Annotated in this window: 25 protein-coding genes; 8 read left to right on the top strand and 17 right to left on the bottom strand. The window is 71.7% G+C overall.

Going from position 1 to position 26099, the window contains the following annotated elements; all coding sequences use genetic code 11:
* The first annotated feature begins 251 nt into the window (after nucleotides 1–251).
* On the top strand, nucleotides 252–1151 hold the full coding sequence (locus CTJ15_RS18010; RefSeq protein WP_051004831.1) for a pyruvate, water dikinase regulatory protein: 900 nt from the start codon (nucleotides 252–254) through the stop codon (nucleotides 1149–1151).
* Nucleotides 1152–1507: 356 nt separating this feature from the next.
* Here the strand turns inward: CTJ15_RS18010 and CTJ15_RS18015 are convergent, their stop codons facing one another.
* From CTJ15_RS18015 to CTJ15_RS24010, 5 genes are all read right to left on the bottom strand, one after another.
* Nucleotides 1508–2632, bottom strand: coding sequence for a homoserine O-acetyltransferase (locus tag CTJ15_RS18015; protein WP_226946170.1), 1125 nt, complete (start codon nucleotides 2630–2632; stop codon nucleotides 1508–1510).
* Nucleotides 2633–3110: 478 nt separating this feature from the next.
* On the bottom strand, nucleotides 3111–4331 hold the full coding sequence (locus CTJ15_RS18020) for a YeeE/YedE family protein (RefSeq protein WP_099781794.1): 1221 nt from the start codon (nucleotides 4329–4331) through the stop codon (nucleotides 3111–3113).
* Nucleotides 4332–4548: 217 nt separating this feature from the next.
* On the bottom strand, nucleotides 4549–6213 hold the full coding sequence (locus CTJ15_RS18025) for a Na/Pi cotransporter family protein (RefSeq protein ID WP_075821312.1): 1665 nt from the start codon (nucleotides 6211–6213) through the stop codon (nucleotides 4549–4551).
* A gap of 122 nt (nucleotides 6214–6335) precedes the next feature.
* The gene (locus CTJ15_RS18030) at nucleotides 6336–6974 is read right to left on the bottom strand and encodes a nucleoside triphosphate pyrophosphatase (protein WP_075821313.1); all 639 of its coding nucleotides are present in this window, start codon (nucleotides 6972–6974) and stop codon (nucleotides 6336–6338) included.
* Nucleotides 6971–7252, bottom strand: coding sequence for a hypothetical protein (locus CTJ15_RS24010; RefSeq protein WP_126281912.1), 282 nt, complete (start codon nucleotides 7250–7252; stop codon nucleotides 6971–6973). The genes CTJ15_RS18030 and CTJ15_RS24010 overlap by 4 nt, the downstream gene beginning before the upstream one ends.
* 259 nt (nucleotides 7253–7511) lie before the next feature.
* On the opposite strand from CTJ15_RS24010, the gene metW reads away from it, so the two are divergent.
* Both metW and CTJ15_RS18040 read left to right on the top strand, forming a co-directional pair.
* Nucleotides 7512–8126 (top strand): methionine biosynthesis protein MetW, encoded by a 615-nt coding sequence (metW, locus tag CTJ15_RS18035; RefSeq protein ID WP_026033332.1) that lies wholly within the window; start codon nucleotides 7512–7514, stop codon nucleotides 8124–8126.
* A 92-nt stretch (nucleotides 8127–8218) separates the two neighbouring features.
* On the top strand, nucleotides 8219–9484 hold the full coding sequence (locus tag CTJ15_RS18040; RefSeq protein ID WP_075823347.1) for a glycoside hydrolase family 71/99-like protein: 1266 nt from the start codon (nucleotides 8219–8221) through the stop codon (nucleotides 9482–9484).
* Between the two features lie 441 nt (nucleotides 9485–9925).
* Here the strand turns inward: CTJ15_RS18040 and CTJ15_RS18045 are convergent, their stop codons facing one another.
* Entirely contained in the window at nucleotides 9926–10114 is a 189-nt protein-coding gene (locus tag CTJ15_RS18045) for a hypothetical protein (RefSeq protein ID WP_019463475.1), read from the bottom strand.
* Nucleotides 10115–10435: 321 nt separating this feature from the next.
* On the opposite strand from CTJ15_RS18045, the gene phbB reads away from it, so the two are divergent.
* Together phbB and CTJ15_RS18055 are read left to right on the top strand one after the other, a co-directional pair.
* Nucleotides 10436–11158: an acetoacetyl-CoA reductase gene (phbB, locus tag CTJ15_RS18050; protein ID WP_026033563.1), complete on the top strand. Its 723-nt coding sequence runs from the start codon at nucleotides 10436–10438 to the stop codon at nucleotides 11156–11158.
* A 144-nt stretch (nucleotides 11159–11302) separates the two neighbouring features.
* Nucleotides 11303–11614: a YciI family protein gene (locus tag CTJ15_RS18055; RefSeq protein ID WP_019463029.1), complete on the top strand. Its 312-nt coding sequence runs from the start codon at nucleotides 11303–11305 to the stop codon at nucleotides 11612–11614.
* A 13-nt stretch (nucleotides 11615–11627) separates the two neighbouring features.
* On the opposite strand, the gene CTJ15_RS18060 is transcribed toward CTJ15_RS18055, so the two are convergent.
* The 4 genes from CTJ15_RS18060 to gloB all read right to left on the bottom strand — a co-directional run bounded on the left by CTJ15_RS18060 (nucleotide 11628) and on the right by gloB (nucleotide 13939).
* The gene (locus CTJ15_RS18060) at nucleotides 11628–11969 is read right to left on the bottom strand and encodes a phage holin family protein (protein WP_019463030.1); all 342 of its coding nucleotides are present in this window, start codon (nucleotides 11967–11969) and stop codon (nucleotides 11628–11630) included.
* A 122-nt stretch (nucleotides 11970–12091) separates the two neighbouring features.
* A complete protein-coding gene (locus CTJ15_RS18065; protein ID WP_075823023.1) occupies nucleotides 12092–12700 on the bottom strand; it encodes a bifunctional 2-polyprenyl-6-hydroxyphenol methylase/3-demethylubiquinol 3-O-methyltransferase UbiG in 609 nt (202 codons plus the stop codon).
* Nucleotides 12697–13164 (bottom strand): cupin domain-containing protein, encoded by a 468-nt coding sequence (locus CTJ15_RS18070; RefSeq protein ID WP_019463032.1) that lies wholly within the window; start codon nucleotides 13162–13164, stop codon nucleotides 12697–12699. Before CTJ15_RS18070 ends, CTJ15_RS18065 begins: the two co-directional genes overlap by 4 nt.
* A gap of 19 nt (nucleotides 13165–13183) precedes the next feature.
* Nucleotides 13184–13939, bottom strand: coding sequence for a hydroxyacylglutathione hydrolase (gene gloB / locus CTJ15_RS18075; protein ID WP_019463033.1), 756 nt, complete (start codon nucleotides 13937–13939; stop codon nucleotides 13184–13186).
* Between the two features lie 40 nt (nucleotides 13940–13979).
* Between gloB and CTJ15_RS18080 the strand changes: the two genes are divergently transcribed.
* Nucleotides 13980–14804: a class I SAM-dependent methyltransferase gene (locus CTJ15_RS18080; protein ID WP_083755597.1), complete on the top strand. Its 825-nt coding sequence runs from the start codon at nucleotides 13980–13982 to the stop codon at nucleotides 14802–14804.
* A gap of 89 nt (nucleotides 14805–14893) precedes the next feature.
* On the opposite strand, the gene CTJ15_RS18085 is transcribed toward CTJ15_RS18080, so the two are convergent.
* From CTJ15_RS18085 to CTJ15_RS18095, 3 genes are all read right to left on the bottom strand, one after another.
* Entirely contained in the window at nucleotides 14894–16069 is a 1176-nt protein-coding gene (locus CTJ15_RS18085) for an acetyl-CoA C-acetyltransferase (RefSeq protein WP_019463035.1), read from the bottom strand.
* Between the two features lie 157 nt (nucleotides 16070–16226).
* Nucleotides 16227–17006: an SDR family oxidoreductase gene (locus tag CTJ15_RS18090; protein WP_099781795.1), complete on the bottom strand. Its 780-nt coding sequence runs from the start codon at nucleotides 17004–17006 to the stop codon at nucleotides 16227–16229.
* Nucleotides 17007–17419: 413 nt separating this feature from the next.
* Nucleotides 17420–18409 (bottom strand): aldo/keto reductase, encoded by a 990-nt coding sequence (locus CTJ15_RS18095; protein WP_075823577.1) that lies wholly within the window; start codon nucleotides 18407–18409, stop codon nucleotides 17420–17422.
* A 163-nt stretch (nucleotides 18410–18572) separates the two neighbouring features.
* Between CTJ15_RS18095 and CTJ15_RS18100 the strand changes: the two genes are divergently transcribed.
* Nucleotides 18573–18851 carry a hypothetical protein gene (locus tag CTJ15_RS18100; RefSeq protein WP_019463038.1) on the top strand — a complete coding sequence of 93 codons (279 nt, stop codon included), beginning with the start codon at nucleotides 18573–18575 and terminating at the stop codon, nucleotides 18849–18851.
* 27 nt (nucleotides 18852–18878) lie between these two features.
* Here the strand turns inward: CTJ15_RS18100 and CTJ15_RS18105 are convergent, their stop codons facing one another.
* Nucleotides 18879–19958 (bottom strand): alpha/beta fold hydrolase, encoded by a 1080-nt coding sequence (locus CTJ15_RS18105; protein WP_193009613.1) that lies wholly within the window; start codon nucleotides 19956–19958, stop codon nucleotides 18879–18881.
* A 594-nt stretch (nucleotides 19959–20552) separates the two neighbouring features.
* On the opposite strand from CTJ15_RS18105, the gene phaR reads away from it, so the two are divergent.
* Complete coding sequence (gene phaR, locus CTJ15_RS18110) at nucleotides 20553–21197, top strand: polyhydroxyalkanoate synthesis repressor PhaR (protein WP_019463040.1); 645 nt, start codon at nucleotides 20553–20555, stop codon at nucleotides 21195–21197.
* A 98-nt stretch (nucleotides 21198–21295) separates the two neighbouring features.
* Here phaR and CTJ15_RS18115 read toward each other — a convergent pair whose 3' ends face one another.
* From CTJ15_RS18115 to CTJ15_RS18125, 3 genes are all read right to left on the bottom strand, one after another.
* A complete protein-coding gene (locus CTJ15_RS18115; protein ID WP_099781797.1) occupies nucleotides 21296–22900 on the bottom strand; it encodes a serine hydrolase in 1605 nt (534 codons plus the stop codon).
* Nucleotides 22901–22911: 11 nt separating this feature from the next.
* A complete protein-coding gene (locus tag CTJ15_RS18120; RefSeq protein WP_099781798.1) occupies nucleotides 22912–23943 on the bottom strand; it encodes a serine hydrolase in 1032 nt (343 codons plus the stop codon).
* 234 nt (nucleotides 23944–24177) lie between these two features.
* Nucleotides 24178–25974, bottom strand: coding sequence for a bifunctional diguanylate cyclase/phosphodiesterase (locus CTJ15_RS18125; protein WP_193009614.1), 1797 nt, complete (start codon nucleotides 25972–25974; stop codon nucleotides 24178–24180).
* Between the last annotated feature and the right edge of the window lie 125 nt (nucleotides 25975–26099).

A 26099-nucleotide genomic window follows, 5' to 3' on the forward strand; every position in this document is an offset into this window, starting at 1 on the left:
AAAGGGGATGCAGGGCGTCCACAGACTCACGGCGGAGTTTTCCACAGCCGCCGAGTCAGCGTGACTCGCCGAGTCAGGGCGAGTCGCTGACTCGGTCCCGGAGTCACACCATGCCTATGACTCATTCGTCCTCCCCGGCATGGAATGTGACTCGCCATCCCCGACTCTCCCAGGGCATGAGTCGGAACGGAAAGTTTTCCACCGGATGCACCATCTTCCCCGCTTCCCTCCACCGCTTCACAGTGGGGTCCATGCCCACCCGCGCCATCAACCTGCACCTGGTTTCCGACAGCACCGGCGAGACGCTGGCCTCCATGGCCCGCGCCACCTTGGCACGCTTCGAGGATCCCCATTGCCTCCAGCACCGCTGGTTCCTGGTCCGGTCCCGCTTCCAGCTCGAACAGGTGCTGGAAGGCATCCAGGCCGAGCCCGGCCCGGTGCTCTTCACCATCGCCGACCGTTCCATCCGGCACAGCCTGGAGGAGTTCTGCGGTCGGCTGGGAGTGCGCAGCCTGTCCGTGCTGGACCAGACGCTGGAGCTCCTGCAGACGGAGATCGGCGAGCACGCGCGGGAGAAGCGGGCCGCCCAGCACGTGCTGGACGCGGATTATTTCCGCCGCATCGACGCGATGCACTACGTGCTGGCGCATGATGACGGGCAGGGCACGGCGGGCATCCACGAGGCCGATGTCTGCCTCGTGGGCGTTTCCCGCTCCTCCAAGACCCCGACCTGTTTCTACCTCGCCAACCGGGGCATCAAGGCCGCCAACGTTCCCATCGTCCCCGGCGCGCCCCTGCCGGAGGAGCTGGGCGACCCGCCCTGCCCGGTGATCGGCCTGACCATAGACGTGCATTCGCTGATCGAGATCCGCCGCCACCGCCTCAAGCTGATCGGCGGCGCCGGGGTGCGGCAGGACAGCACGGACTATGTGGACCAGGAGGCGGTGAAGGCCGAGATCCTGGCGGCGCGCCGCCTCTGCACCTCGCGCGGCTGGCCGGTGATCGATGTCACCCGCCGCTCCATCGAGGAAACCGCCGCCACGGTGATGCAGCTCATGGAAGCCTGGCACACCCGCCGCGCCCGGGCCGCCGCCACGCCCCCCAAGCCGCAGGACCCGGCGGCGGAGGTCATGGGCCGGCCGGGAGGCTGAACCTCGGCCGGTTCGCCATGGGTTCCGGCGTCCTTCGGGGGCAAGGCTCCGCCTCGCCCCCAAACCCCCACTCCGCCAGGACACTGCGTGCCCTGGACCCGTTTTCGTTGGTTCTGTCTGACGCCGGTGTCACCAGCGCGGACACGGTGTCTTTTCCTCTTTTCGGGAGCCCCGCCGATCCACCTGCGCCAACGGATTGGGCGGAAGGCTCACCTTGCCACCCCGGGCCAACCCAAGGCGGGGTCTGGGGGAATACTATTCCCCCAGCGGTAGGGGTTCCGGGGGCAGGCGGAGCCTCCCCCGGGGGTCGCCACGGGTACAACGCCAAAGCCAGCAGGCGATGGCCGCCGGGCGTATCAGACGCCGAGCCGCTCCGCCGCGCCGCGGAGGAAGCCGCGCAGCGTGTGGCGGAACTCGGGCTCGTCCAGCAGGAAGGCGTCGTGGCCCTTGTCGGAGGCGATCTCCAGAAAGGAGACATTGGCCGCCGCCTTGTTCAGCGCCCGCACGATCTCGCGCGCTTCCTCGGTCGGGAAGAGCCAGTCGGAGGTGAAGGAGGTGAGCAGGAAGCGCGTCTGCGTGCCCTGGAAGGCGAGCGACAGGTCCCCGCCATGTTCCGCGGAAAGGTCGAAGTAGTCCATCGCCCGGGTGATGGTCAGGTAGGAATTGGCGTCGAAGCGGCGCACGAAGGTCGAACCCTGGTGTCGCAGGTAGCTTTCCACCTGGAACACGTCCTCCAGAAAGGTCAGCGCCTTGGCGCCCTGGAGGCGGCGGCCGAACTTCCGGGCCAGCGCGGCCTCGGACAGATAGGTGATGTGCGCCACCATGCGCGCCACGCTCAGGCCACGCGCCGGAATCCGGCCATCCTCCCAGTAGCGGCCGCCCTTCCAGTCCGGGTCGGAATGGATGGCGGCGCGGCCCACCTCGTCGAAGGCGATGTTCTGCGCCGAGTGGTGCGCGGCGGTGGCGATGGCCACGCAGGCGAAGACGCGCCCGGGGAAGGTCGCCGCCCATTCCAGCGCCTGCATCCCGCCCATCGAGCCGCCGACCACGGCGAGGAGGCGGGTGATCCCCAGATGCTCGACCAGCCTGGCCTGGGCCCGCACCATGTCGCGGATGGTGACGGCGGGAAAATCCGTGCCCCAGGGCCGGCCCAGCCCACGCCCCTCGGCATCCGTCATCTCCTCGCGCGGGCCGGTGGAGCCCATGCAGCCGCCCAGCACATTGGCGCAGATGACGAAGAAGCGGTCCGTGTCGATCGCGTCGCCCGGCCCGACCACGCCCTTCCACCAGCCGTCGCGGCCGGTCACCGGATGCGGCTCGGCCACGTACTGGTCGCCGGTCAGGGCATGGCAGATCAGGATCGCGTTGGAAGCGTCGGCATTCAGCCGCCCATAGGTGCGATAGGCCACCGCCATGGGCGCGATGGTCATGCCGCAATCCAGCGCCAGCCCGTCCGCGAAGACGGCGCGCTGGTGTTCCACGCTCGGGAGAGGGGCCAGGGTGTCGCTCACGGCCGATGGATTAGACCAGATCGCCGGGCGGCGGAATGGATGCTCTCGCGCATCTCCGTCCCATGCGCCCCGGCGGTTTCCCTTGGCCGTTCCGCTCCAATGGCCGGCCCCGGGGGAGAGGCGCCGCCTCTCGCCCCGGACCCCCTCTCCGCCGGGGACCGAAGCCGGTCCCCGGACCCCGGGCTTGAGTGGGTGCCGGTGGCTGCCGTTGGTTTCCGGCCTGATCCCCGGGAGCAGGTGGAGACGCGGGGCTCCCGGAAGAAGAAAAGACACCTTGTCCGCGCTGGTGGCACGGGCAGTCCGCCGGAGAGCCATGCTCTCCGGCGCGATCCGGTCGGCAGCCAGAGCCAACCCATCGGGTCCAGGGCCCGCAGGGTCCTGGCGGAGTGGGGGTTCGGGGGAAAGGCAGCGCCTTTCCCCCGGGACGCGGGACGGCGGAAGTACCCTCTCAGCAGCCGGCGAGGCGCGGCGTCCGCTCGACCTCCAGGCCGAAAAGCGGCCGTAGCCGGGTGCCGAGGACGTTGCCGGCGAAGGCGGCGACGAGCCAGACCCAGCCATGCAGGCTGCCGGAGGCGATGCCGGAGAAGTAGGCGCCGATGTTGCAGCCATAGGCCAGGCGCGCGCCGTAGCCGAGCAGCAGCCCGCCCACCACCGCCGCCAGGGCGGAGCGCAGCGGCACGCGCCAGGTGGGGGCGAAGCGCCCGGCCAGGGCAGCCGCGAGCAGGGCGCCCAGGATGATGCCGAAGTCCATCACCGAGGTGACCTCGGCCAGCACGCTGCCATGCAACTGCGCCTGGGCCGCGGGCGTGGACCAGAAGGGCCAGGCATCCACGCCGAAGCCCAGGGCGAGCGCCGCCTTGGAGCCCCAGAGCGCGAAGGCGGAGGTGATGCCCCAGGGACGCCCGGCCAGGGCCAGGGTCGCGAAGTTCAGCAGGGCCAGCGCCACCGCCCCGGCCAGCAGCGGCCAGGGACCACGGGTGAAGCGGGCCAGCCCTTGGCGCGGCGCGGCCGGACGGGTGGCCAGGACGCCGTGGCGCCGCCGCTCCAGTACCACCGTCACGGCGGCGATGGCGGCGAAGGCTGCGAGCTGCACCGCCATGGCGGCCCAGGGGCCCCAGAGCTGGACGATGGAGAGGCGCGGCAGGCTGGGCAGCGCCGCCCACCAGTGGAGATGCGCCGCGCCGATGGCGGAGCCGGCGATGAAGGCGGCGAGGGTGATCACCATGCGCATGGAGCCGCCGCCCACGGTGTAGAGCGTGCCGGAGGCGCAGCCGCCGCCCATCTGCATGCCGATGCCGAAGAGGAAGGCGCCCACCACCACCGAGGTCCCGGCCGGGGAGACCAGGCCGGAGACGGGCTGTCCGAACAGGCTGCCGGAGGCCAGGACGGGGAAGAACAGGACCGTTGCCAGGGCCAGCATGACCATCTGGGCGCGCAGCCCTTCGCCACGCCGGTCGGCGATGAAGACCCTCCAGGCGGAGGTGAAGCCGAAGGCGGCATGGTAGAGCACCAGCCCCAGCGCGGCGCCGAGCAGGTAGAGCAGGGCTTGGTGCGGGCTGACGGCCTGTCCGATCAGCAGCGCACCGAGGAGGAGCGCGGCACCGGCCAGCAGGGCTGCCGGGCGCTGGATGCCGAGGCCGGCGGAGGGTGCCAGGGTCGTGGCGGACATCGGGGGGTTCCGCGAAATGGAGGCGTCGAACCGCGCAAGAACGCGGCGTGACGGTATTTTCCACATATAAGCGAATGGAAAGCGTGGTTCCATGGCCCTCCCCTTGCTCGGGGGGCATGAGAGGCGCGCGGCCGACGGGCAGGCTGCCGGGGAGGGACCGCACCGGCCTCCCCGGACCCGCGATCCGCCCACCCGGGGGACGGGCCGCGAGGCGCTGCTACTCCCCTGCCGTCACAGATGGGGCGCGGAGGCGGGTGGAACGCAACTCGCCCTGACGCTCCAGCAGGGGATAGGCGATGCCGGCCAGGTGCGCGCCGATCCGCTTCAGGTCGCGCGTCACGTCCAGCACCAGGCTGGCCGCGACGGAACCGGCGGGGCTGGCCTCCACCAGATGGTCGGTGGCCTCCCGTTCCGCCGAACGCCAGGCCTCCTTCTCGCGCACCAGCTGCCGGGCCGCCTCCGCATCCTCGTGCAGGAAGACGGCGACGGCGAGGCGGAGCTGCGCCAGCAGGCGGCCGGTCTGCGCCTCCAGCACCCGGAGATCCTCCGGCGAGAGCGGGATGCCCCGGCGGGCACGACGGGCGGCGTGCTTGGACAGGTTGCGGGAGACGGCATCGCCCGCATGTTCCAGCGCGATGGCGAAGGCGCGGATCTCGGCGAGGCGCCGGGCTTCCGCCTCCGGCAGGTCCTCCTGCGGCAGCCGGGCGAGATAGGCGTGGACGGCGCCGTGCAGCCGGTCCAGCACATCGTCCAGCCGCCCCACCGCCCGGGCCTCGTCCCGGTCGGCGCGGCGCAGCGCCTCCCCGGCATCGCGCAGCATGGTCTCCAGCGTATCGGCCATGCGCAGCACCTCCCGCGCCGCATTGGCGAGCGCGACCGGCGGCGTGGCGAGCGCCCCTTCGTCGAGGTAGCGCGGCGCGCCGGGATTGCGCTCCGGCGGCAGGTCCGGAAGCATCCGGCGCAGCAGCCTCGACAGCGGGTCCAGCAGCGGCAGGAACAGTGCCGCCATCACGAGGTTGAAGCCGAGATGCGCGTCCGCCACCAGCCGGCCCGGCGCGGCGGAAAGCAGGGCCGTGACCTGCGGCAGCAGCGCCAGCACCAGCACCGCCCCGGCGAGGCGGTTCAACAGGTTGCCCACCGGCAGGCGCAAGCCGGCCGGGTCCGTGCCGCCGCCGCGGGCGCCATGGCGGGCGGCGAGGAGCGGCGGCACGGACCCGCCCAGGTTGGCGCCGGCCACCATGGCCACCGCCGCTTCCGCGCCGATGACGCCGGTGGAGGCCAGCGAGCCCACCAGCAGCACGGCGGCCAGCGAGGAATGCGTCGCCCAGGCCAGAAGCGCGGCCAGCAGGGCGGCGGCGGGCGGCGAACCCTCCAGCAGGTGGAGGAGCTGGCGCAGCCCCTCGGAATGTTCCACCGGCTGCATGGAGGAAAGCAGCAGGAACAGGGCGCAGAGCATCAGGCCGAGCCCGATGGCGGCCCGGCCGAGATCGCGGGTGCGCGCCTTCTTCCCGCGCTTGAACGCCATCCACCCGAGCAGGATGACCAGCGGGAAGACGGGACGGAGGTCGAAGGACAGGACCTGCGCGATCAGCGCCGTGCCGACATTGGCCCCCAGCATCGCGCCCAGGGCGGGCACCAGCCCCAGCGCCCCGGCGGCGTGCAGCCCGCCCACCATCAGCCCGGCGGCGGTGGAGGATTGCAGCGCGGTGGTGGCCAGCAGCCCGGCGGCGAAGGCCCGCCAGCGGTCCCTCAGGGCGCGGCCCAGTCCCTCGCGGAGCTGGGCGCCATAGGCGCGATCGACCCCCCGCTGCACGAGGCTCAGCCCGTAGAGAAGCAGGGCCGCCTCGCCGGCGAGCTGGATCAGCAGGCTCAGTCCATACAATCCCTGTCTTTCACCTCCATGTCCTCCGGGGCCGGGAGAGGTGGTGTCTCACGGCACAAGATGACAGAACGATGACAGGCGGGGCGGGGGTTTCCAACCCGGGCCGGCGAACCGGCTCCGGCTCAGCGCCCCAGGACGCCGTGCTGGCGCAGGAAGTCGAGCAGGGGGAGCAGAGGCAGGCCGAGGATGGCGCTGTGCTCGCCCTCCACCTTGCGGAAGAGCTGGATGCCCGGCCCTTCAAGCCGGTAGGCGCCGACCGAGGCCATGGCCTGGGCTCCTTCCTCCGCCACATAGGCATCGAGGAAGGCATCCGAGAAATCCCGCATGGTCAGGCGCGAGACCGCGAGGTGCTGCCAGACCCGCACCCCGTTGCGCCAGCACAGCACCGCCGTGTGCAGCCGGTGCTCGCGGTTCCGCAGCGCCTCCAGATGGGTGCGGACCTCGCCCGGGTCGCGCGGCTTGTCGAACCAGCGCTCCCCGTCCTCCATCCGGCAGGTGAGGAGCTGGTCGCCGCCGATCACCAGGACGTCCGGCGCGCCTTGCCGCGCCAGCCTCTCGGCGACGCGGCGGGCCTTGGCCTCGGCCAGCATCATCGCCGCCTCGCCGGGCGGAATGCCCTCGGCCTGGCAGCTGAGCTTGATGCTTTCCTCGTCCACGGCGGCGGCCACCGCCTCGAAGCGCAGCCCGGCCGCCCGGAGGAGGGCGGTGCGGGAGGCCGAGGCGCTGGCCAGGACGACGGCGGGGTTCTCGGACTGGATCAAAGGCGTGCCGTGGGGTTGACGCTGGGAGGGATAGGCGATGGCGAGGGCGGCGTCACCTCCGGCGGCGAAGACGGAGCGATCTCGGGCGCGCTGTCCGGCGTGATCTCCGGCACGCCCGGCCCCGGGGTGGAGGGCACCTGCGGCGTCGGGGCGGGCGGCGCCGAGGGTGGCGTGGCGGGGGGCTGCGGCACCTCCGGCGTGGCGGGCGGGGTGGCCGGGTCGTTCGGGATGGTCGGGGTCGGCTGCGTCGGCTGGCTCGGCGTGATCGGGTCGGACATCGGCCGCTTCCTTCTCCTGTCGGGTTCGCGCCCGCCTCGGCGTGGCGCGTTGCAGGGAGAACGGCGGGGGCGGGCAAAGGATCCAGGCGGGCCGGCTTTCCCCAGGCCCGGGGCATGGCTGGCCCAGGATGCGGCGCGGCATGTGACTTCGGCCCCGATCTGCCCTACATCCGGGCACGATCCGTCTTCCGCGATCTGGTTTCTGGGATGGAACGCCTTGCCCGACAACGTGCCGCCGGTCCGCTTCGTCGCCAAGAACATGCGGCTCGACCTGCGCCTGATCGCGGAGATGATCCCGGAGGACGCCAGGGTCCTCGACATCGGCTGCGGCGACGGCGCGCTGCTCGACCACCTGACGCGCGAGAAGGGGGCCGATGCCCGCGGCATCGAGATCGATATGGCCGAGGTGGCGCGCGCGGTGGGGCAAGGCCTCGCCGTGATCCATGGCGATGCCGACAACGACCTCGCCTTCTATCCGGACCGGGCCTTCGACTACGTGGTGCTGTCCCGCACCTTCCAGGCGGTGGAGAAGCCGCGCGAGGTGCTGGCGCAGATGCTGCGCATCGGCAGCCGCGCCGTGGTCTCCTTTCCCAATTTCGGGCACTGGCTGTTGCGCTGGAAGCTGCTGGTCAAGGGCCGGATGCCGGATACCGAGACCTGGAACCGCCCCTGGTACGAGACGCCGAACATCCATCCCTGCACCATGCTGGACTTCATCGCCCTCTGCGAGATGGAGGGCTACATCGTCGAACAGTGGCTGGCGGTGGACGAACACGGGCTGCGCGCGCCCTGGCGGCGCAGCCTGCGCCTGGCCAACCTGTTCGGGGAACAGGCGCTCTTCGTGCTGCGCCGGGCGGACACGCCGGCCCGCTGACAGCGGCCCGGGAAGCGGCGATCCGCTCCACCACCGGTTGATCTTTCCTCCGCGCTCCGTTCCCCTTCGGCGGGGATGAGGGAAGGGATGCCATGACGACCACCGGGATCGCGGCCCGGCTGCGGCGGGGCCTGCTGCTCGCCTGCTGCCTGGGCCCTCTCGCCACGGCGCCGGCGGCGCGGGCCGAAGGCCTCGATGGCCGCATGGTCGTCGGCTACCAGGGCTGGTTCGCCTGCCCGGGGGAGGCGCCGGGTGGCGGCTGGTTCCACTGGTTCGCCCCCCATCGCGGCGGCGGGCTGGAGCCGACCTTCGACCTCTGGCCCGACGTTTCCGCCATGCCGGCCGAGGCGCTCTGCGACACGCCGCTGCGCGATGCCTCGGGAAAGCCGATGCGGGTCTATTCGGCACAGCGCGCCGCGACGCTGGAGACGCATTTCCGCTGGATGCGGCAGCACGGGCTGCACAGCATGCTGCTCGCCCGCTTCGCCAGCGCGCTGGGCACGCCGCTCCAGGCCATGGCCGACCGCACCCTGGACCTGGCGCTGGCGGCGGCCGCCTCGCAGGAAGGGCAGGTCTTCATCGTCTATGACCTCACCGGCTTTCCGCAGGACCGCTACCGCGAGGTGGTGGAGGACCTGCGCCGGATGCGGGCCGCCGGGCTGCTCGACCGGCCCGCCTGGCAGCATCATCGCGGACGGCCCGTGGTGAGCCTCTTCGGCCTGGGCACGGTGGGGATCGGCTTCGACGCGGCGCATGCGAAGGCCCTGCTGGACGGGCTGCGCGCCATCGGGCCGCTGACGGTGATGGGCGGCGTGGCGGCGGACTGGCGGACGCTGACCGGCGCCTCCCGGCGGGAGCCGGAATGGGCGGCGATCTACCGCAGCCTCGACATCATCAGCCCCTGGCCGATCGGTGCCTATGCGGACGAGGCCGGGGCGGATGCCTTCCTGCGCAGCCACGTCCTGCCCGACCTCGCGGAGACGCGGCGCCTGGGCATCGGCTACCTGCCCGTGGCCTGGCCGGGCTTCTCCGCCACCAACCTGAAGCGGCATGACGGGCGTTCCGGCCCGCTGAACCAGATCCCGCGCCGCTGCGGTGCCTTCTACTGGCAGCAGGCACGGAACCTGATCGGCGCGGGCGTGCGGATGATGCAGACGGCCAATCTCGACGAATTCGACGAGGGGACGGCCATTCTGCCCTATCTGCGGGACGTGCCGCGCCCCTCGGCGGTGGATGCGGGCGGTGCCTTCCTGTCGCGCGCTGCCGATGGCTGCGACCTGCCGCCGGATGGATATCTGCGGCTGGCGGGGCAGGTGGCGCGGGGGCTGCAGGCGGGCTCGCTGCCGCCGGCGCCCTGAGCGCGACTCGAAGGGGAGCGGACCGAAGACTGTTCCCCGGGACGCATGGAAACGGTAGCGGCGGCGCTTCGTGGCTGGCCGCCGGGGGAGAGGCTCTGCCTCTCCACCCGGACCCCCACTCCGCCGGGGACCGAAACCGGTCCCCGGACCCCGGGATTTCGTGGGCTCCGCGTGATGGCCGTCAGCCCGGCGTCCGACCCCTGGGAGCAGGTGGAAAGGCGGGGCTCCCGAAAAGAGGAAAGACACCATGTCCGCGCTGGTGGCACGGGCAGTCCGCCGGAGAGCCATGCTCTCCGGCGCGATCCGGCCACAGGGAGAGCCCACTCATCGGGTCCAGGGCCCGCAGGGTCCTGGCGGATAGGGGGTCCGGGGCGAAAGGCAGCGCCTTTCCCCCGGGGACAGGGCGACGCCGGACGCGGACCGCGAAGGCTGCCGCCAGTATCAGGCGGCGAGGCGGCGCTCAGTGGTCTCGCGGCGCAGCGCTTCCATCGCCTCGGCGAGATGCCCGGCCGCTTCGTCGGCGCCCATTTCGAGGCAGCGGCGCTCCAGCACCTCCAGCATGCGCAGCACGGTGTCGGGCTCGCGCTTCGCGTGGTCCGGCCAGAGGAGGGCGACGACGGGCATGTTCATGATCGAAAGAGCTCCAGGGCAAAGGCGGTCTGCGGCGCGGCGCTTAGCATCCGGGCCCGGCGCCCTGTCACGCTCTTCTCGCGTGGCTCGCCCCCGTTTCGCACACGCCCGTCCTGCGGGCTGGGAGCCGGGCTGCCGCATGCCGGGGTGGGGAGGGGCAAGGCCTTCCCCTCTGGCCGCCATCCTCGATTTCCGGCCCGGGTATCAAAACGAATGGCGATCCTTGGCTTTGCGTAACTTCGTTTCTTGCCTACGCTTGTTAAGACCGGCCGGAGCGACAAAGATCGCAAGGGTCCGTTCTGCCAGGAGGAGCGCCAGAGCATGGCACGCGTCGCACTTGTCACCGGTGGTCAGCGCGGCATCGGGGCAACCATCAGCGAGAGACTGAAGGACCATGGCCGCACGGTGGTGGCCTCCTATGCGGGCAACGAGGAGGCCGCGAAGGCCTTCACGGAGCGCACGGGCATTCCCTGCATCCGCTTCGATGTCGGCGATTTCGAGCAGTGCAAGGCCGCGGTGGCCGGGATCCGGGAGAAGTACGGCCCGATCGAGATCCTGGTGAACAATGCCGGCATCACGCGCGACGGCACCATGAAGCGCATGGACCGCAGGATGTGGGACGAGGTGATCGACACGAACCTCGGCTCCTGCTTCAACCTGTGCAAGCTGGTCTGGGAGGACATGTCGGGCCGGAAGTTCGGCCGCATCGTCAACATCGGCTCGATCAACGGCCAGGCGGGCCAGTACGGGCAGGTGAACTACGCCGCCGCCAAGTCGGGCATCCACGGCTTCACCAAGGCGCTGGCGCAGGAAGGGGCGCGGTTCAACATCACGGTGAACGCGATCGCGCCGGGCTATGTGGACACCGAGATGGTGCGCGCGGTGCCGCCCGACGTGCTGGAGAAGATCATCGCCCGCATCCCCGTCGGCCGGCTGGGCCGGGCCGACGACATCGCGCGCGGCGTCTGCTTCCTCACCGCCGACGATGCCGAGTTCATCACAGGCTCGACCATGTCCATCAACGGTGGACAGCACATGTACTGAACCGGAACCGCTCAGGGGGCGCCGGGCCGGTTCCGCCGGGTTGGCGCCACCGGCGCGTCCGGGTGGTTGACGGCCCGGGCCACCTCGTTCCTCCTCCATCCCCCGGACGACAGCGGCCGGGACAGTGGATGAGAGGAGGAACCCATGCCCTTCATGGTGCTCGCCTATGACGGCAAGGATGCGGAGGCCCCCGCCCGCCGGCAGGCTGCCCGCCCGGCCCATTTCGCCCGCGTGGCGCCGGAGGCCGAATCCGGCCGCCTGCTGATCGGCGGCCCGCTGACCGATGCGGACGGCCGGATGATCGGTTCCATGATGGTGCTGGACCTGCCGAATGAGGCTGCCGTGCATGCCTGGCTGGCGGACGACCCCTATGTGCGGCAGGAGGTCTGGAAGGACATCAGCGTCCTGCCCTTCCAGGTCGCGCCCCTGAAATACCGGCCCCTGTCCGCCGGCTGAGGCCCCGCCGGCATCAGGTCCGGTCGCGGACGAGGCTGCTGGCGAACCAGGACACGAGCGCGACGATGATGGCGCCCCAGAAGGCAGCCCAGAAGCCGTCGATGCTGAGAGGTGAGAAGAGGCTGGTCAGCCCGAACATCGCCGCGTTGATCACCAGCGAGAACAGGCCGAGCGTCAGGATGGTCAGCGGCAGGGACAGCAGCGCGACCACCGGCCGGATCACGGCATTGATCAACCCGAAGACCACCGCGGCGAAGAGCGTGCCCACCAGCCCCGGCAGGTGGATGCCCGGCACCACCTGCGAGGCAACCCAGAAGGCGATGGCGGTGATGACCGTCCGAAGCAGGAAACCCATCCGCCCGATTCCTTATCCTGTGGCCGGCGCAGTGTAGAGCAGTTCGTGGAGGATCGGGCGTGGCGCTCCGGGAGGCCCATCGGGGCGGTGCCCCGACCCCGGACCCACTGGCTTCGTCCCGATCACCCGGCCTGCCGCCACAGGCCGCGGACGACCTCGGCCTCGCCCTGGTGCCTTGGGCCTTCGTCGAGCAGGACGGTGCCGTCGAGGCATTCGAGCAGGCGCATCCCGCCGAAGAGGCGCCGGGCTTCCGTGGCGGTCCAGAGCAGGGCCGGGTCGCGCGGCCCGCCGGAGCGGCGGCCTTCCTGGGCGGGCGAGAAGCCTTCCAGCACCAGCAGCCCGCCGGGGGCCAGGGCGGCCACGGCCCGTTGCGCCACCAGGGCGCGGTCCTCGGGCGGCAGATGGACAAAGATCCAGGCCACGAGATCGAAGCGCCGCTGCGGCCAGTTCCAGCGCGTCAGGTCGGCAGCCACCGTTTCCAGCGCGACACCGTGCCGGCCGGCGAGCGCCCGCGCCTTGGCGAGACCCGTGGCCGACCAGTCCAGGCTGGTGACGTTCAGCCCTTGCCGGGCCAGCCAGACGCCGTTGCGGCCCTCGCCATCGCCCAGCGCCAGGGCGGACTGGCCGGGGCGCAGGCGCGGCAGCATGCTTTCCAGGTAGCGGTTCGGCTGCTCGCCGAAGGTGAAGCCCTCCGCGTCATAGCGCGCGTCCCAGGCGGGGGCGTCGCTCACGACCGGCGCGGCGTCCAGCCCGGCGGGGCCAGCTCGAAGCCCGCGAAGGAAAAGGCCGGGGACACGGTGCAGGTCACGAGGCTCCAGCCCTGGCCCGCCGCCGGGGGCAGGGGGACCGCCGCCTGCCACCAGTGCCGGGGGACCACGGCGGACAGGCGCTGCCCGGCGGAAAGATGGGGGCCGAGCACGATCTCCAGGGGGTCCGAACCCTCCCAGCAGAGGCTGAGCTGGAGCGGCGCCCCGGCATGCCAGTGCCAACCCTCGGCCGCGTCCACCCGGTGCCAGTGGCTCCGTTCGCCGGCCGAAAGCAGGAAGAGGATCGAGGTCCCGGCCCCGCGCGTGCCGTCGCCGGGCTCGTCGCGCCAGGTTTCGCGGTAGCGGCCGCCTTCCGGATGGGGCGTCAGCTCCAGCGCCTCGGCCACCGCATCGGCGGAAAGCCGCGTGTCGCGCAGGTCGATGTTCATGGCTGGCCTCCCCATGGGTTCACCGGAACTCGTCCTTGGCCTTCCGCATCGCGGCCAGCGCCGCCACGTCGGGTGCGCGCAGGAAGGGGTTGGTGGCCATCTCCTCCTCCAGCCGGGTCGGGACGGTCGGCTCGCCCCGGCCGCGCTGCTCGCGTGCCTGCTGCGCCCGGTCCTGCAGCGCCTTGTTGTCGGGCTCCACAGTCAGGGCGAAGCGGGCGTTGGACAGGGTGTATTCATGGCCGCAGCAGACCAGCGTGTCCGGCGGCAGGGTGCGGAGCCGTTGCAGCGAGGCGAACATCTCCTCCGCCGTGCCTTCCAGCAGCCGCCCGCAGCCGAGCGAGAAGAGCGTGTCGCCGCAGAGCAGAACATCCGGGCTGCGGCTCTGCTCCTTGTCCTGGGGGCGGGGGGCCTGGATGTGGAAGGCGATATGCCCGCGCGTATGGCCGGGCGTGTCGATCACCACGGCCCGCGCCGAACCGATGGCCATCCCGTCCCCCGGTGCAAGGGCGTGGTCGAGCGGCGGCAGGCGATAGGCATCGGCCTTGGCGCCGACAACCTTGGCGCCGGTGGCGGCGACCAGTTCCGCCACGCCGCCGATATGGTCCTGGTGGTGATGGGTGAGCAGGATGAAGTCGCACCGCCCGTCCGGCAGGTCGGCCAGGACCGGCCGGGCCTCGCCCGGGTCGCAGACAGCCACGGTGCCGGTCACCGCGTCGGCCACCACCCAAGCATAATTGTCCGACAGGCAAGGAATCGCCCGAACCGTCAGTGCCATTGGCAGTGTCTCCCTTCGACGAGCGGCCTATATTCGTCCCATGAGCGCCGAGGTCCATGGACTCGACCAATTCTACGCATCGCCCACCGGGATCGTTGCCAAGCGATTGCTGCGTGCCAGGTTGCGGGCCGTCTGGCCCGAGCTGGCGGGGAGCGAGGTCCTCGGCATCGGCTATGCCGGTCCCTATCTGCGGCTCTGGCGCCGCCGTGCCGCGCGGCTGATCTCGATCATGCCCGTGCAGGGCCCGCCCCCGGGGCGGCTGTCCCGCTGGCCGGCGGACGGTCCCGGTGCCCTTGCACTGGCCGAGGAGGAGAACCTGCCCTTCGCGGATCTCAGCTTCGACAACGTGCTGATGGTGCACGGGCTGGAGCATGCCGACCATGCGCGGCGCATGTTGCGGGAGGTCTGGCGCGTGCTGCGCGACGAAGGGCGGCTCCTGGTCGTGGTGCCGAACCGGCGCAGCATCTGGGCGCATCTGGACCATACGCCGCTGGGCCATGGCCAACCCTATACGCCGCTCCAGCTCGCGCGGTTGCTGGAACGCGGCATGTTCCACGTGGAACGCCGCGATGGCGCGCTCTTCGTGCCGCCCTTCCGTTCCCGGCTGCTGCTGCGGACCGCACGGCTTTGGGAAGGCGCCGGCCATGCGGTTTCGCCGAAACTGTCGGGCGTGACGATCATCGAGGCGCGCAAGGAGGTCTTCGGGGCGCTTTCGCTCCGGACCCAGCCGAGCGGAAGGCGTGTCAACGTTCCGGCCTGGGTGGGGCGTGGCCTGGCACCGGCGGCCCGGGGACAGGGCCATGTCCGGCCGGCGGATGAGGTCCTGGCGCGCGAGGCGGACCCGGGAGGCGAGGGAACCCGGTGAGGGAGCCAGGACCCTGCGGGGTCCTGGCAGATCGGGGCAAGGGCGGAGCCTTGTTCCCCGGGAAAGCGGAACGCTGGATCAGGTCCCGCTCAGGGGGCCTCGACACACATGGCGACGCCCATGCCGCCCCCGATGCAGAGGGTGGCGAGGCCCTTCTTCGCGCCGCGCCGCTTCATCTCGTGCAACAGGGTGGTCAGCACCCGGGCGCCCGAGGCGCCGATCGGATGGCCGATGGCGATGGCGCCGCCATTGACGTTCACCTTGTCCGGGTCCCAGCCCATGTCCTTGTTCACCGCGCAGGCCTGGGCGGCGAAGGCCTCGTTCGCCTCGATGAGGTCGAGGTCCTGGATGCTCCAGCCCGCCTTCTCCAGCGCGCGGCGGGAGGAGGGGATCGGCCCGGTGCCCATGATGGTCGGGTCCACCCCCGCCGTGGCCCAGGAGGCGATGCGCGCCAGCGGCGTCAGCCCGCGCTTCGCCGCCTCGGAGGCGCTCATCACGACGATGGCCGCGGCGCCGTCATTGATGCCGGAGGCATTGCCCGCCGTGACCGTGCCGTCCTTGGAGAAGGCCGGGCGCAGCTTGGCCAGGATCTCCATCGTCGTCTCGGGCTTGGGGTACTCGTCCTTCTCCACCACCGTGTCGCCCTTGCGCCCCTTCACGGTGACGGGCGCGATCTCGTCGGCGAAGCGGCCGGCCTTCTGCGCCTCGCCCGCCTTGCGCTGGCTGTTGTAGGCGAGCTCGTCCTGCTGCTCGCGCGTGATCTGGAACTTCTGCGCCACGTTCTCGGCGGTGTTGCCCATGTGGTAGCCGTTGAAGGCTTCCCACAGCCCGTCGCGGATCATCGTGTCCACCAGCGACAGGTCGCCCATCTTCTGCCCGGCGCGCAGGTTCGCGCAGTGCGGCGACTGGGTCATGCTCTCCTGCCCGCCCGCGAGGACGATGCTGGCATCCCCCGTCGCGATCTGCTGCGCCGCCAGCGCCACGCTGCGCAGGCCGGAGCCGCAGACCTGATTGATCCCGAAGGCCGTGCGCTCGACCGGAATACCGGCATGCACGGCGGCCTGGCGCGGGGGGTTCTGCCCGGCGCCGGCGGTGAGCACCTGGCCCAGGATCACCTCGTCCACTTCCTCCGGCCGGATGCCGGCCTTCTCCAGCGCCGCCTTGATGGCGATGGCGCCCAGCGCATGGGCCGGAAGGCTGGCGAAGGCGCCGTTGAACGCCCCGACGGGCGTGCGCATGGCGGAGGCGATGACGATATCGTCCATGGTAGCGGTCCTTCCCCAAGGTTTACGGATGATCTTGGGCCGCCCCTGGAAGGGCGGCAAGGCACCCTCCCATGACAGGGGGGTGATTTGTTCGGAAGCCGAGAAGAACTCCCCGCCGGAAAGGAGCGAGGACGCCCTGCCCGGCGGCCGGAAGGGCTCAGAAGCTGCCCGGGAACTGTCCTCCATCGGCCAGCAGGCTCTGGCCGGTGATGAAGCCCGCCTGGGCGGAGCAGAGGAAGGCGACCGCCGCTGCGATCTCCTCCGCCGTGCCGTAGCGTTTCGCCGGGTTGGCGGCGGCGCGCTCGGCCCAGATCTCCTCATAGGGGCGGCCGGTCATGGCGACGAGGCCGCGCACATGCGCCTCCTGCGCCTCCGTCGCCACGATGCCGGGCAGGACGTTGTTGATGGTCACGCCCCGCGCCACGGTCTGCCGCGACAGGCCGGCGCAGAAATTCACCAGCCCGGCCCGCGCGCCATTGGAAAGGCCCAGTTCCGCATGCGGCGACTTCACGCTGCGGGAGGCGAGGTTCACGATCCGCCCGAAGCCGCGCGCCATCATGCCGTCCACCACGCCGCGGATCATCTGGATCGGCGAGAGCATCATCATGTCCAGCGCCCGCATCCAGATATCGCGGTCCCAGTCGCGGAAGTCGCCGGGCGGCATGCCGTCGCCGTTGTTCACCAGCACGTCCGGCGCCGGACAGGCCGCCAGCACGGCGGCCCGCCCGGCCTCGGTGGTCAGGTCCGCGGCGACGGGGGTGACGCGGGCGCCGGTTTCGGCCGCGATGGCGGCGGCGGCGGCCTGGATGGTGTCCGGGGTGCGGGCGGCGATGGTCAGCGCCATGCCCTCCCGCGCCAGGGTCAGGGCGATGGCCCGCCCCATGCCGCGGCTCGCGCCGCACACGATCGCCTGCTTGTCCTTGAGCCCGAGATCCACGCCAGTCCTACCTCCAGCCCTGTCCAGGGGCGGGAGGTTAGCGCGCGATCACGGCTGCGGGAAAACCCCGTGGCTCGTTTCCTCCGGCCCCCGGGGGAGAGGCGTTGCCTCTCGCCCCGGACCCCCTCTCCACCAGGACGCTGCGCGCCCTGGACCCGATGAGTCGGCTTCGGGCGGTTGCCGTCAGCCCCACGGCTTCATCCGGAAGTGCGGCGGGCGAGCGGGGGACCAGGAAAGGAATACCATGCCCGCGCCCATGGCACCCGCCATCGCCGGAGAGCCAGCGAAAGGGAGTTCCAGGGACCTCAGGATCCTGGCGGATGAGGCTCGGGGGGCGAAGCACTGCTTCGGTGCCGAAGGCCGGCGGCGCCTTCCCCCAGGGCCACGGGCGTGCCGGAAAGGCCGTGGCTGGACTATCCACCCGGAACGGGCGCCGCTTCGGGAAGGACTCCCTCCTGCTTCAACGCCTGCCAGAAACCGGCCGGGATCGGCTGGCGCATCAGCTCCACATTCTCCCGCACACGCTGCGGGTTCTTGGTGCCGGGGATCACGGAGCAGACCACCGACGGCGCGGCGCAGAACTGCAGCGCGGCGGCACGCAGGTCCACGCCGTGCTGCTTCGCGATGGCGGCGAGGCGGTCGCGCGCGGCGACCTTCTCGGCGGAAGCCTCCTGGTACTCGAAGTTCCGGCCGCCGGCGATCAGGCCGGAATTGTACGGGCCGCCCACCACCACATGCGCGCCCCGTTCGGCGCAGCGGGGGAAAAGCTCCTCCAGCGCCGGCTGGTTCAGCAGGCTGTAGCGGCCGGCGAGCAGGAAGACATCCGGATCGGCCTGCTCCAGCGCCATGACGCAGGGTTCGACCCGGTTCACCCCCAGGCCCCAGGCGCGAATCACCCCTTCCTCCCGCAGCTTCGTCAGCGCCACGGCGGCGCCCTTCATCGCGGTATCGAAGACCTCGTGCCAGCGCGGCCCGTGCGCGTCCTCGGCGCAGTCATGGATATAGGCCACGTCGATGCGGGCCAGGCCCAGGCGCTGCAGGCTGTCCTCGATGGAGCGGCGGACGTCGTCGGCGGTGTAGTCGTAGTCCACCCGGAAGGGCAGGCCGGCGACAAAGGGCCCGTGCTGCCCGCCCTTGCCGGCATCGGCCCGCAGCAGCCGCCCGACCTTGGTGGAAAGCACGAACTCGTCGCGCGGCCGGTTGCGCAGGAACTCCCCGAATCGGTGCTCGGAAATGCCGGGCCCGTATTCCGGCGCGGTGTCGAAGTAGCGGATGCCGCAGTCCCAGGCCGCCTGGAGCGTGGCGGCGGCATCGGCATCGGAGACACGCTCGAACATGTTGCCCAGGGGGGCGCCGCCGAAGCCAAGGGGACCGGGCGGGGCATAGTGCTGGCGGGCGGGCATGGGAGACCTCTTCGGCGGGTTGCACCAGGGGCAGGACGCCGCAGCGGACACGGAGTTGCTCCCGAACTCGTCCTGGGAGCCATGCCCGGGATGGGCGGCGGGCTGCACGGCGATCCGTCCTTGTTGTAGAGGGCGCCGGATGCGAGGCGGATGACGGGGCGGGATGGCGGAGCTTCTGCAACGGCTGACCCTGGTGGATCTGGTGGGCTCCATCGGGACGCTGATGGTGGTGACGGCCTATTTCCTGACCCAGGCCCGCCTGCTGGCCGCGACCGGCCTGGCCTTCCCGCTCGTCAACCTCTGCGGCTCGGGACTGATCGCCCTGTCCCTGTCGCGGAACTTCAACCTCGCCTCGGCGCTGATGGAGTTCTTCTGGATCGGCATCAGCCTGCTCGGCATCGTCCAGGCCCTGCGGGAACGGGGCCGGCGCGAGCCTTCCTGAAGGCGCCGCGCGGCGCCCCGGTCCCCGTCACCCCGGCCCGCGCACCCAGTCCAGCAGCGGCCGCCACAGCGCCGTTTCCGCCGTGCGCCCGGCGACCATGCCGATATGGCCTGCCGCCGCCTCGTGCCGCACGGCGCCGGGCAGGGCCTCGGCCAGGGCGCGGGCGCTGTCGGGCGGCACGATGCGGTCGCGGTGCGGGATGGCGACAAAGGCCGGGCCCTGCCAGCGCGCGGGATCGACGGCCTCGCCCGCCACGCGCCATTGCAGGCGGGCGGGCGTGTTCTGCCCGTACCAGCCGCCCAGGCATTCCCGCGCCACCGGGGCGGGCAGGGGGACGCCGTCGTTCAGCCAGTCCTCCAGCGCCACGAAATGCGCCGCCCGCGCGGAGCCCGGCTTCAGCCGGGCGAAGGCACGGAACTTGCGCGCCACGCCGAACGGATCGAGCTGGGCGAAGAGGGCCTGGATCACCTCGACCGGCAGCGTGCCCGTGGTGGCGAGCATCGGCTCCAGCACCGGCAGCAGCGCGGCCAGGCTGGTGGCGCGCCCGGCCTGCTCCCCGGCATGGAAGTCCCAGGGCGTGGCCAGCAGGGCCAGGGCCCGCACCCGGTCCGGCCGCCGCAGCGCCGCCGCCAGGGCCAGCAGCCCGCCCATGCAATAGCCCACCAGCACGACCGGCCCGGGCAGTGCCGCCAGGGCGCGCTCCAGCCGCCCGGCGATGAAGCCGGTCAGGTCCATCCCCCGCTCCGTCGCGCCGGGATAGCCCCAGTCCAGCAGCAGCGGGCGCGCGCCCTGTTCCGCCAGCCAGGCCAGGATCGAATGTCCTGGCATCAGGTCCAGCACCCAGGCGCGGTTCACCAGGGATGGCACGAAGAGCAGGGTAGGGCCGGCGGCCTGGTCCTGGCCGGGCGGCGCATGGTCCAGCAGCCGGCTGGCGCCTTCCTGCCAGAGGACGGGATGCTCCGGGCGTTCCGGGCGGGGTTCGTGCCGGCGATAGGCCGCGAGCCCGCCGATCAGCCCCGAATCGAGGTCGAGGAGGCGCCGTGCCACCGCGGCCCGCAGCTCATCGGCGCTTGACCCGGACGCGTCGAGGTCGCGCAGCAGGCGCAACGCCTCCCGCCGCGTCCGGGCCGAGACCGGCCAGGCGCCGCTCCAGCTCTGCCACGCGTCGCAGGAGGATCTCGACGAGCGCGGCGGAAGCATCGCCAGTGCCAGCTGCGCCCGCCACCCCGCCAGCAGAAGGTGGAGGGGCAGGGGGCGTGGCCCCCGGCGGGGTGCGGAAGAAGGCGGCGAAGGGGCCGAACTCATGAGGCGTAGGCCCGGCGGGCCATCCCGTGGGCCACCCGCCTGCGGGCCACCCGGCGCCGGGCATGCCCATGGGGCCGTTGGGGCTCCCGCCGGGTAATCCCCCTGGTAATCCCCCGGATAATCCCCCTGGGGCGCCGGGCGCCGCCCCGCCCCAGCCTGCCGCGCCCTGCGACATCCAGGCGGCCAGCATCCGTGCCAGCTCCGGGTCGGTCATCCATCCGGCGATTTCCGTCTGCCACAGGGTGATCCAGTCCTCGGCCAGCTGTTCCAGCGTCCGCGCCTCATGCTCCCGATCCCCCTCATCGGGGTGCGACATCCATCCTCCTGCGCACAACCCTTTCGCGCCGCCGCATAGTGGGGCTAGCATGAAGCCCAAAGAACAGGGAGGGTGCCCACATGGTCGAACCCACGAGGCTCCGCGAAATGCCGGACGACGACACCGCCGGTTCCGGTCAGGCGACCGGCCAGGGAACTTCCCAGCCGGCCAAGCCACCGGTGGTGGTGAAGAAATACGCCAACCGGCGTCTCTATAACACCGAGAGCAGCTCCTACGTCACCCTCGAGGACCTCGCCCAGATGGTCCGCGCCGGGCGCGACTTCGTCGTCTACGATGCCAAGTCGGGCGACGACATCACCCGCTCGGTGCTGACGCAGATCATCGTCGAGGAGGAATCGAAGGGCAGCGCCATGCTGCCGACCTCCTTCCTGCGGCAACTGATCGGCCTCTATGGCGGCAACATGCAGACCGTGGTGCCGCGCTACCTGGAAACGGTGATGACCGGCTTCGCCCAGCAGCAGGAGCAGATCCGCCGTTCCGTGGAGGCGATGGGCGGCCTGACCCCGTTCCCCACGCCCTTCGCCGGCTTCGAGGAGCTGGGCAAGCAGAACATGGCGATGATGGAACGCGCCATGACCCTCTTCAGCCCCTTCAGCGCCACGCGCCGCGAAGGCTCCGCCCCGCCGAGCGAGGTCGACCTGCTGCGCGAGGAACTGGCCGCGGTGAAGGAGGAACTGGCCAAGGCCAAGGCGGGCAAGGGCTGAGACGAGCCCCGGCCGCGGAAATCTCTTCCTGCTTCGGGGGGAAAGGCCATGCCTTTCCCCCTTTTCAGTCTCCGGCGCCACGATCCCCACGCGGGACCTCAGCCGAGTCGCTGATAGGCCACGCGCTTCGCCCGGCCGCCATGGACCTCCAGCCCCGTGGGCGCCCCGGCCGCGTCGCGCAGCAGCCGCACGTCCAGCCAGCCATTCATCAGCGTGCCGGGCACATGCACGCGCACCACGTCGCCCTCCACCGCCTCGACCCGCCAGGGGCCGGCCGAGACCACCGGACCGCGCACCCGCACCGCCAGCCAGTCCTCTTCCGGTGCGATGGTCCAGACCGCGTCCATCTCCTCGCTGCGCCAGGTGCCGGCGAGGCCGGGCGGCAGGGCGCCGCCGGGGGCCACGCGGTGCCAGCGCGCGACATGCCCGGCATCCTGCTCCACCTCGATCAGCTCCGGCCCCAGCGGCCGGATGAAGAGCGCGGTGCTGCTGGCGGGCGACATCAGCCGCCCGTCCGGTGCCACCACGGCCTTCACGGAGAGGCCGTTCAGCGACAGCATGGCCCCGCCATCCCCGGTCGCCGCGATGTCCAGCGTCGTGGTGCTGTCCGGGTCCAGGTAGCGGCCGGCCAGCGCCTCCAGCTCGCCAGGCGGGGGCAGGGCCCGCGCCGGGCGGATGCCCGGCCGTTCCTCCAGGATCACGTCCAGCACCCGCTTCGCCAGGGCGCCGGGATCGGCGGTGCTGTCGTTGGTGATGGCGATCACCGTCACCTCGTGGCCGGGCACGCGCAGGAACTCGGTGCGGTAGCCGGGCCAGAGGCCGGAATGGCTGACCGTCCGCACGCCGCGATAGCCGCGCACGATCAGGCCGCGGGCATAGAAGTTCTCCCGCCCGTTGTTGAAGGGCGTCTGCTCCGAAAGCGCGTCCAGCCAGTCCGCGCCGATCCGCCGGGTGGTGAAGTTGCGGTCCCACAGCGCCAGGTCCTCGACGCTGGAGACCAGCCCGCCCTCGCCGCCGATGCGGAAGCCGTGCGGCGCGCGCGCCCAGCCGCCGCCCTCCCCGGGACGATAGCCGGTGGCCAGCCGCGGCACCGCCTCGTAGGGGTCCTCCACCATCCGCGTGTCGCTCATGCCCAGCGGCGCGAAGATCCGCCGTTCCAGGAAGCCGGGCAGCGGCTCGCCGGACAGGTGCTCGGCGATGCGGCCCAGCAGCAGGAAGTTGCTGTTGCTGTAGAGGAAGCGCGACCCGGGGGCGAAGTTCAGCCGGCGCTGGCGGCGGATGCCCTCCAGCAGCGTGGCGGAATCGACCGCCGTGCCGAGATCCGCGCCGCCCAGGCGCTGGATCTCCAGCATGTCGCGGATGCCGGAGGTGTTGTGCATCAGGTGCGCGACGGTGATCCCGGGGTCGAGATCGGGCAGTTCCGGCAGGTGCCGCCGCGCCGGGTCGTCCAGCGAGAGCTTCCCTTCCTCCCGCAGCATCAGGATCGCGGCGCAGGTGAACTGCTTGCTGACCGAGGCGATGCGGAAGCGCGTGCCCGGCCCGGCCGGCACGCCGTGCTCGATGCTGGCGAGCCCGGCGCCCCGGTGCAGCACCAGCTCCCCCTTCCGCACCACGCCCAGCGCCACGCCGGGCCCCTTGCGCTCCGTCCAGGGGGCGAGCAGCGCGTCCACCCGGCGTTCCAGCAGCAGCGAATCCAGTTCCATGGGGCGTTTCCTCAGACCAGGGAGTCGAGCAGCGCGGCGGTGAGAAGGCCCATCGCCGGCTTGCTCACGGTGCGGAAGGGTTCGGTTTCGGTCTGCGCGCGATGGACCACGACCAGGTCGAGGCTCGGCACCACCAGCAGGAAATGCCCGCCCCAGCCGCGCGCCGAACAGGCATCGCGGGGCAGGATCACGCCGGGCAGGTGGATGCCGTCGCGGCAGAGCCACCACATGTAGCCGTAGGCGCCGTCATCCCCGGCATCCGAGACCGGCCGCACCGAGGCGCGCACCCAGTCCGCCGGCACGAGCTGTTCCTCCCCCCAGCGCCCTTCCTGCAGCCAGAGCTGGCCGAAGCGGGCGAGGTCGCGAGCGGAAAGCCGGATCGGATAGGCCGGATGGAGGCTTTCGGGCGATGGCACATGGAAGGCGTCGCCGGCCGCGAAATCCTCCATCCCCAGCGGCGCGGCCAGCCGCCCGGCGAAGGCTTCCGGGATGCCCTGGCCGGTCGCGCGCTCGTAGATCGTGCCGAGGGCGTTGAAGTCCCAGTTGTTGTAGGTCCAGCGCGTGCCGGGCGGATGGGCGTGGCGCGGCGGCTTGATCTGCTTCATCCAGTCGCTCTCATAGCCGGCCGGATGCATGATCCCGGAACGCGCGGTGAGCAGGTCGTACACCGTGGCGCCGCGCTCCATCGGCGAGAGCCCCTCGCGATCGTCGATGCCGAGGGATTCCAGCGTCGCCGACAGGTCCATCCGCCCCTCCGCCACCGCCATGCCGATCAGGGCGCAGAGGATGGACTTCCGGATCGAGCGGATATTCGCCTTCCAGGCCGGATTGCCCATGCCGCCGACCGCGCGGCCCTCCCGCAGCACCAGCAGCCCCTCGCTGCCCAGCGATTGTGCCCGGTTCAGCACCCGGGCGAAGCGGGTGGGATCGAAGCCGGCCGCGGCAGGGCTGGACCAGGGCACGCCGAAGGGAGGATGGCTGTTCATGACCGCCGTGGTGCCCCGGATCGGCGGAACGGCGAGCGACGGCCGGTCATCGGTCATGCTTCACCTTCGGCGCCGCGCTTCCCGGGGGACAAGGCTCCGCCTTTTCCCCGTCCCCCTTATCCGCCAGGAACCTGAGGTTCCTGGACCTCCCGTTCGTTGGCTCTTCGCTGCCGGCCGGAGCCGGCTCCGGTCCCCGGCGGAGAGGGGGTCCGGCGGGAAAGGCGGCGCCTCTCCCCCGGCGGGCCGCCACGAAGCGCAACGACGGAACATCCGGGAAAGCGGCCGCCCGGATCATGCCGCGGGCAGGGCCAGGAAGTGTTCCACCGGCATGGCGCGGCCCCAGAGCCAGCCCTGGACCTCGTGGCAGCCGACCTGCCGCACCATGGCGAGCTCGGCCTCCGTCTCCACGCCTTCGGCCACCAGGTGCAGGCCGAGCGCCTGACCCATGGCGGCGATGGCCCGCAGGAAATCGGCCCCGCGCGGACTGGTGGCGGCGGCCCGGACGAAGGAGCGGTCGATCTTCAGCTCGTCGATCGGCAGCTCGCGCAGCCGCGACAGGGAGGAATAGCCCGTGCCGAAATCGTCGATGGCGATGTGGCAGCCGATCCGGCGCAGCGCCATCAGGTTGCGTTCCACCGGCGCGGCCTCCCCGGCCAGCGCGCCCTCGGTCACCTCGATCACCAGCCGGTCGCCGGAGGTGCGGCAATGCGCCAGCCTTTCCTCCAGCCGCGCCGCGAAATGGCCGTTGGCGAGACAGACGGGCGGCAGGTTGATGCCGATCCTCTGCCCGGGCGCGAGCTTCGGCAGCAACGGGGCGACCTGTTCCAGCAGCCGGTCGGTCAGGCCGCGGATCATCCCGGTCTCCTCGGCCACCGGGATGAACTCGGCGGGCGGGACGAGGCGGCCATCGGCCCGGCGCCAGCGCATCAGGGCCTCGCCGCCGGTCAGCACCTTGCCGGCGGCGGTGTAGCGGGGCTGGATCTCGACGAAGAGGCCGCTTTCCGGCCCGCCATCGAGCATCCGGTGCAGGTCCTGGAACAGGGCGAAGCGGTGCCGGGTCGCCGTGCGCATCGGCGCGGCGAAGCGCCGGACCTGGCCGGAGGTTCCCTGCGGCGTCTGCGGCCGGGCCTCCAGCAGCGCCACCGTGGCGGCTTCCAGCAGCGCCTCGGCCGAGGGACCGTCCTCCGGCGCCCGGGCCAGGCCGATGGCGAGGGCGGGCAGCGGCGTGCCGCCCGGCGCCAGGGCCATGCCTTCCATCGCCTCGCCGATCCGCGCCGCCAGGGCCTCGGCCCGGGTCTGGGCGGCGGGGTCGGTCAGCAGGATGTCGAAGCCTTCCTCCTCCGAGCGGGCCAGCAGGGCATCGCCGGGCAGCAGCGGCGCGATGCGCCTGGCCACGGCGCGCACGGCCTCCTGGCCGGTCGGCCGGCCGGTGGCGGCGACGATCTTGTCCAGCCCTTCCATCCGCAGCCGCAGCAGCGTGGCGGTGGCGTCCGGCTGGCCGAGATGTGCGGCCAGCACCTCCCGCAGCCGGCTGTGGTTGGGCAGCCCCGTCAGCTCGTCCACATAGGCGAGGCGCTCGATGCGGGCGGCGGCGGCATGCAAGGCCGTGTTGTCGCGGATCACCGCGACGAAGTGCTGCCCTCCGTCCATCTCCACGTCGGACAGGCTCAGATGGATCGGCACCGGGCGGCCGTCGCGGTGCCGGGCGATGGTTTCCCGCCCGATGCCGACGACGCGCGGCGTCCTGCTTTCCCGGTAGCGCGCCATGTAGCCGTGGTGCTGGCCTGCTTCCTGGGAATTCACCAGGATGGCGACGTTGCGGCACAGCAGCTCCTCCGGCGCCCAGCCCAGGATGCCGAACATCTTGCGGTTGGCATAGGTGATCCGGCCGGTCGCGTCGGCCACCACGATGCCCTCGGCGACATTGTCCACCACCGCCTGGAAGCGATGGGCCGCCGCGTGGTCCTCGTCGGCGGGCGGCGAGGGGTGTGTGGCGGCCGGGGGCGATGCCGCGGCCCCCGCCAGGCCGTGCGGGACGGTTCCGGCGTCCTGGGCTTCCCCCGGACGGCCGGCCGCGTCATCCGCCATGCCGGTGCATGCCGGCTGGGCCCGGCACGCGGTGACAGAGGTCATTCAGGTTCCACAACTGAGACGTGTTTCGGTTTTCGTCCTTCATCCTAGAGGATGCAATCCGAAAGGTTAACTCTGCTTCC

Origin of the sequence: Roseomonas sp. FDAARGOS_362 (assembly GCF_002754815.1) — a bacterium.
In the GTDB taxonomy this organism is placed as follows: domain Bacteria; phylum Pseudomonadota; class Alphaproteobacteria; order Acetobacterales; family Acetobacteraceae; genus Roseomonas; species Roseomonas mucosa.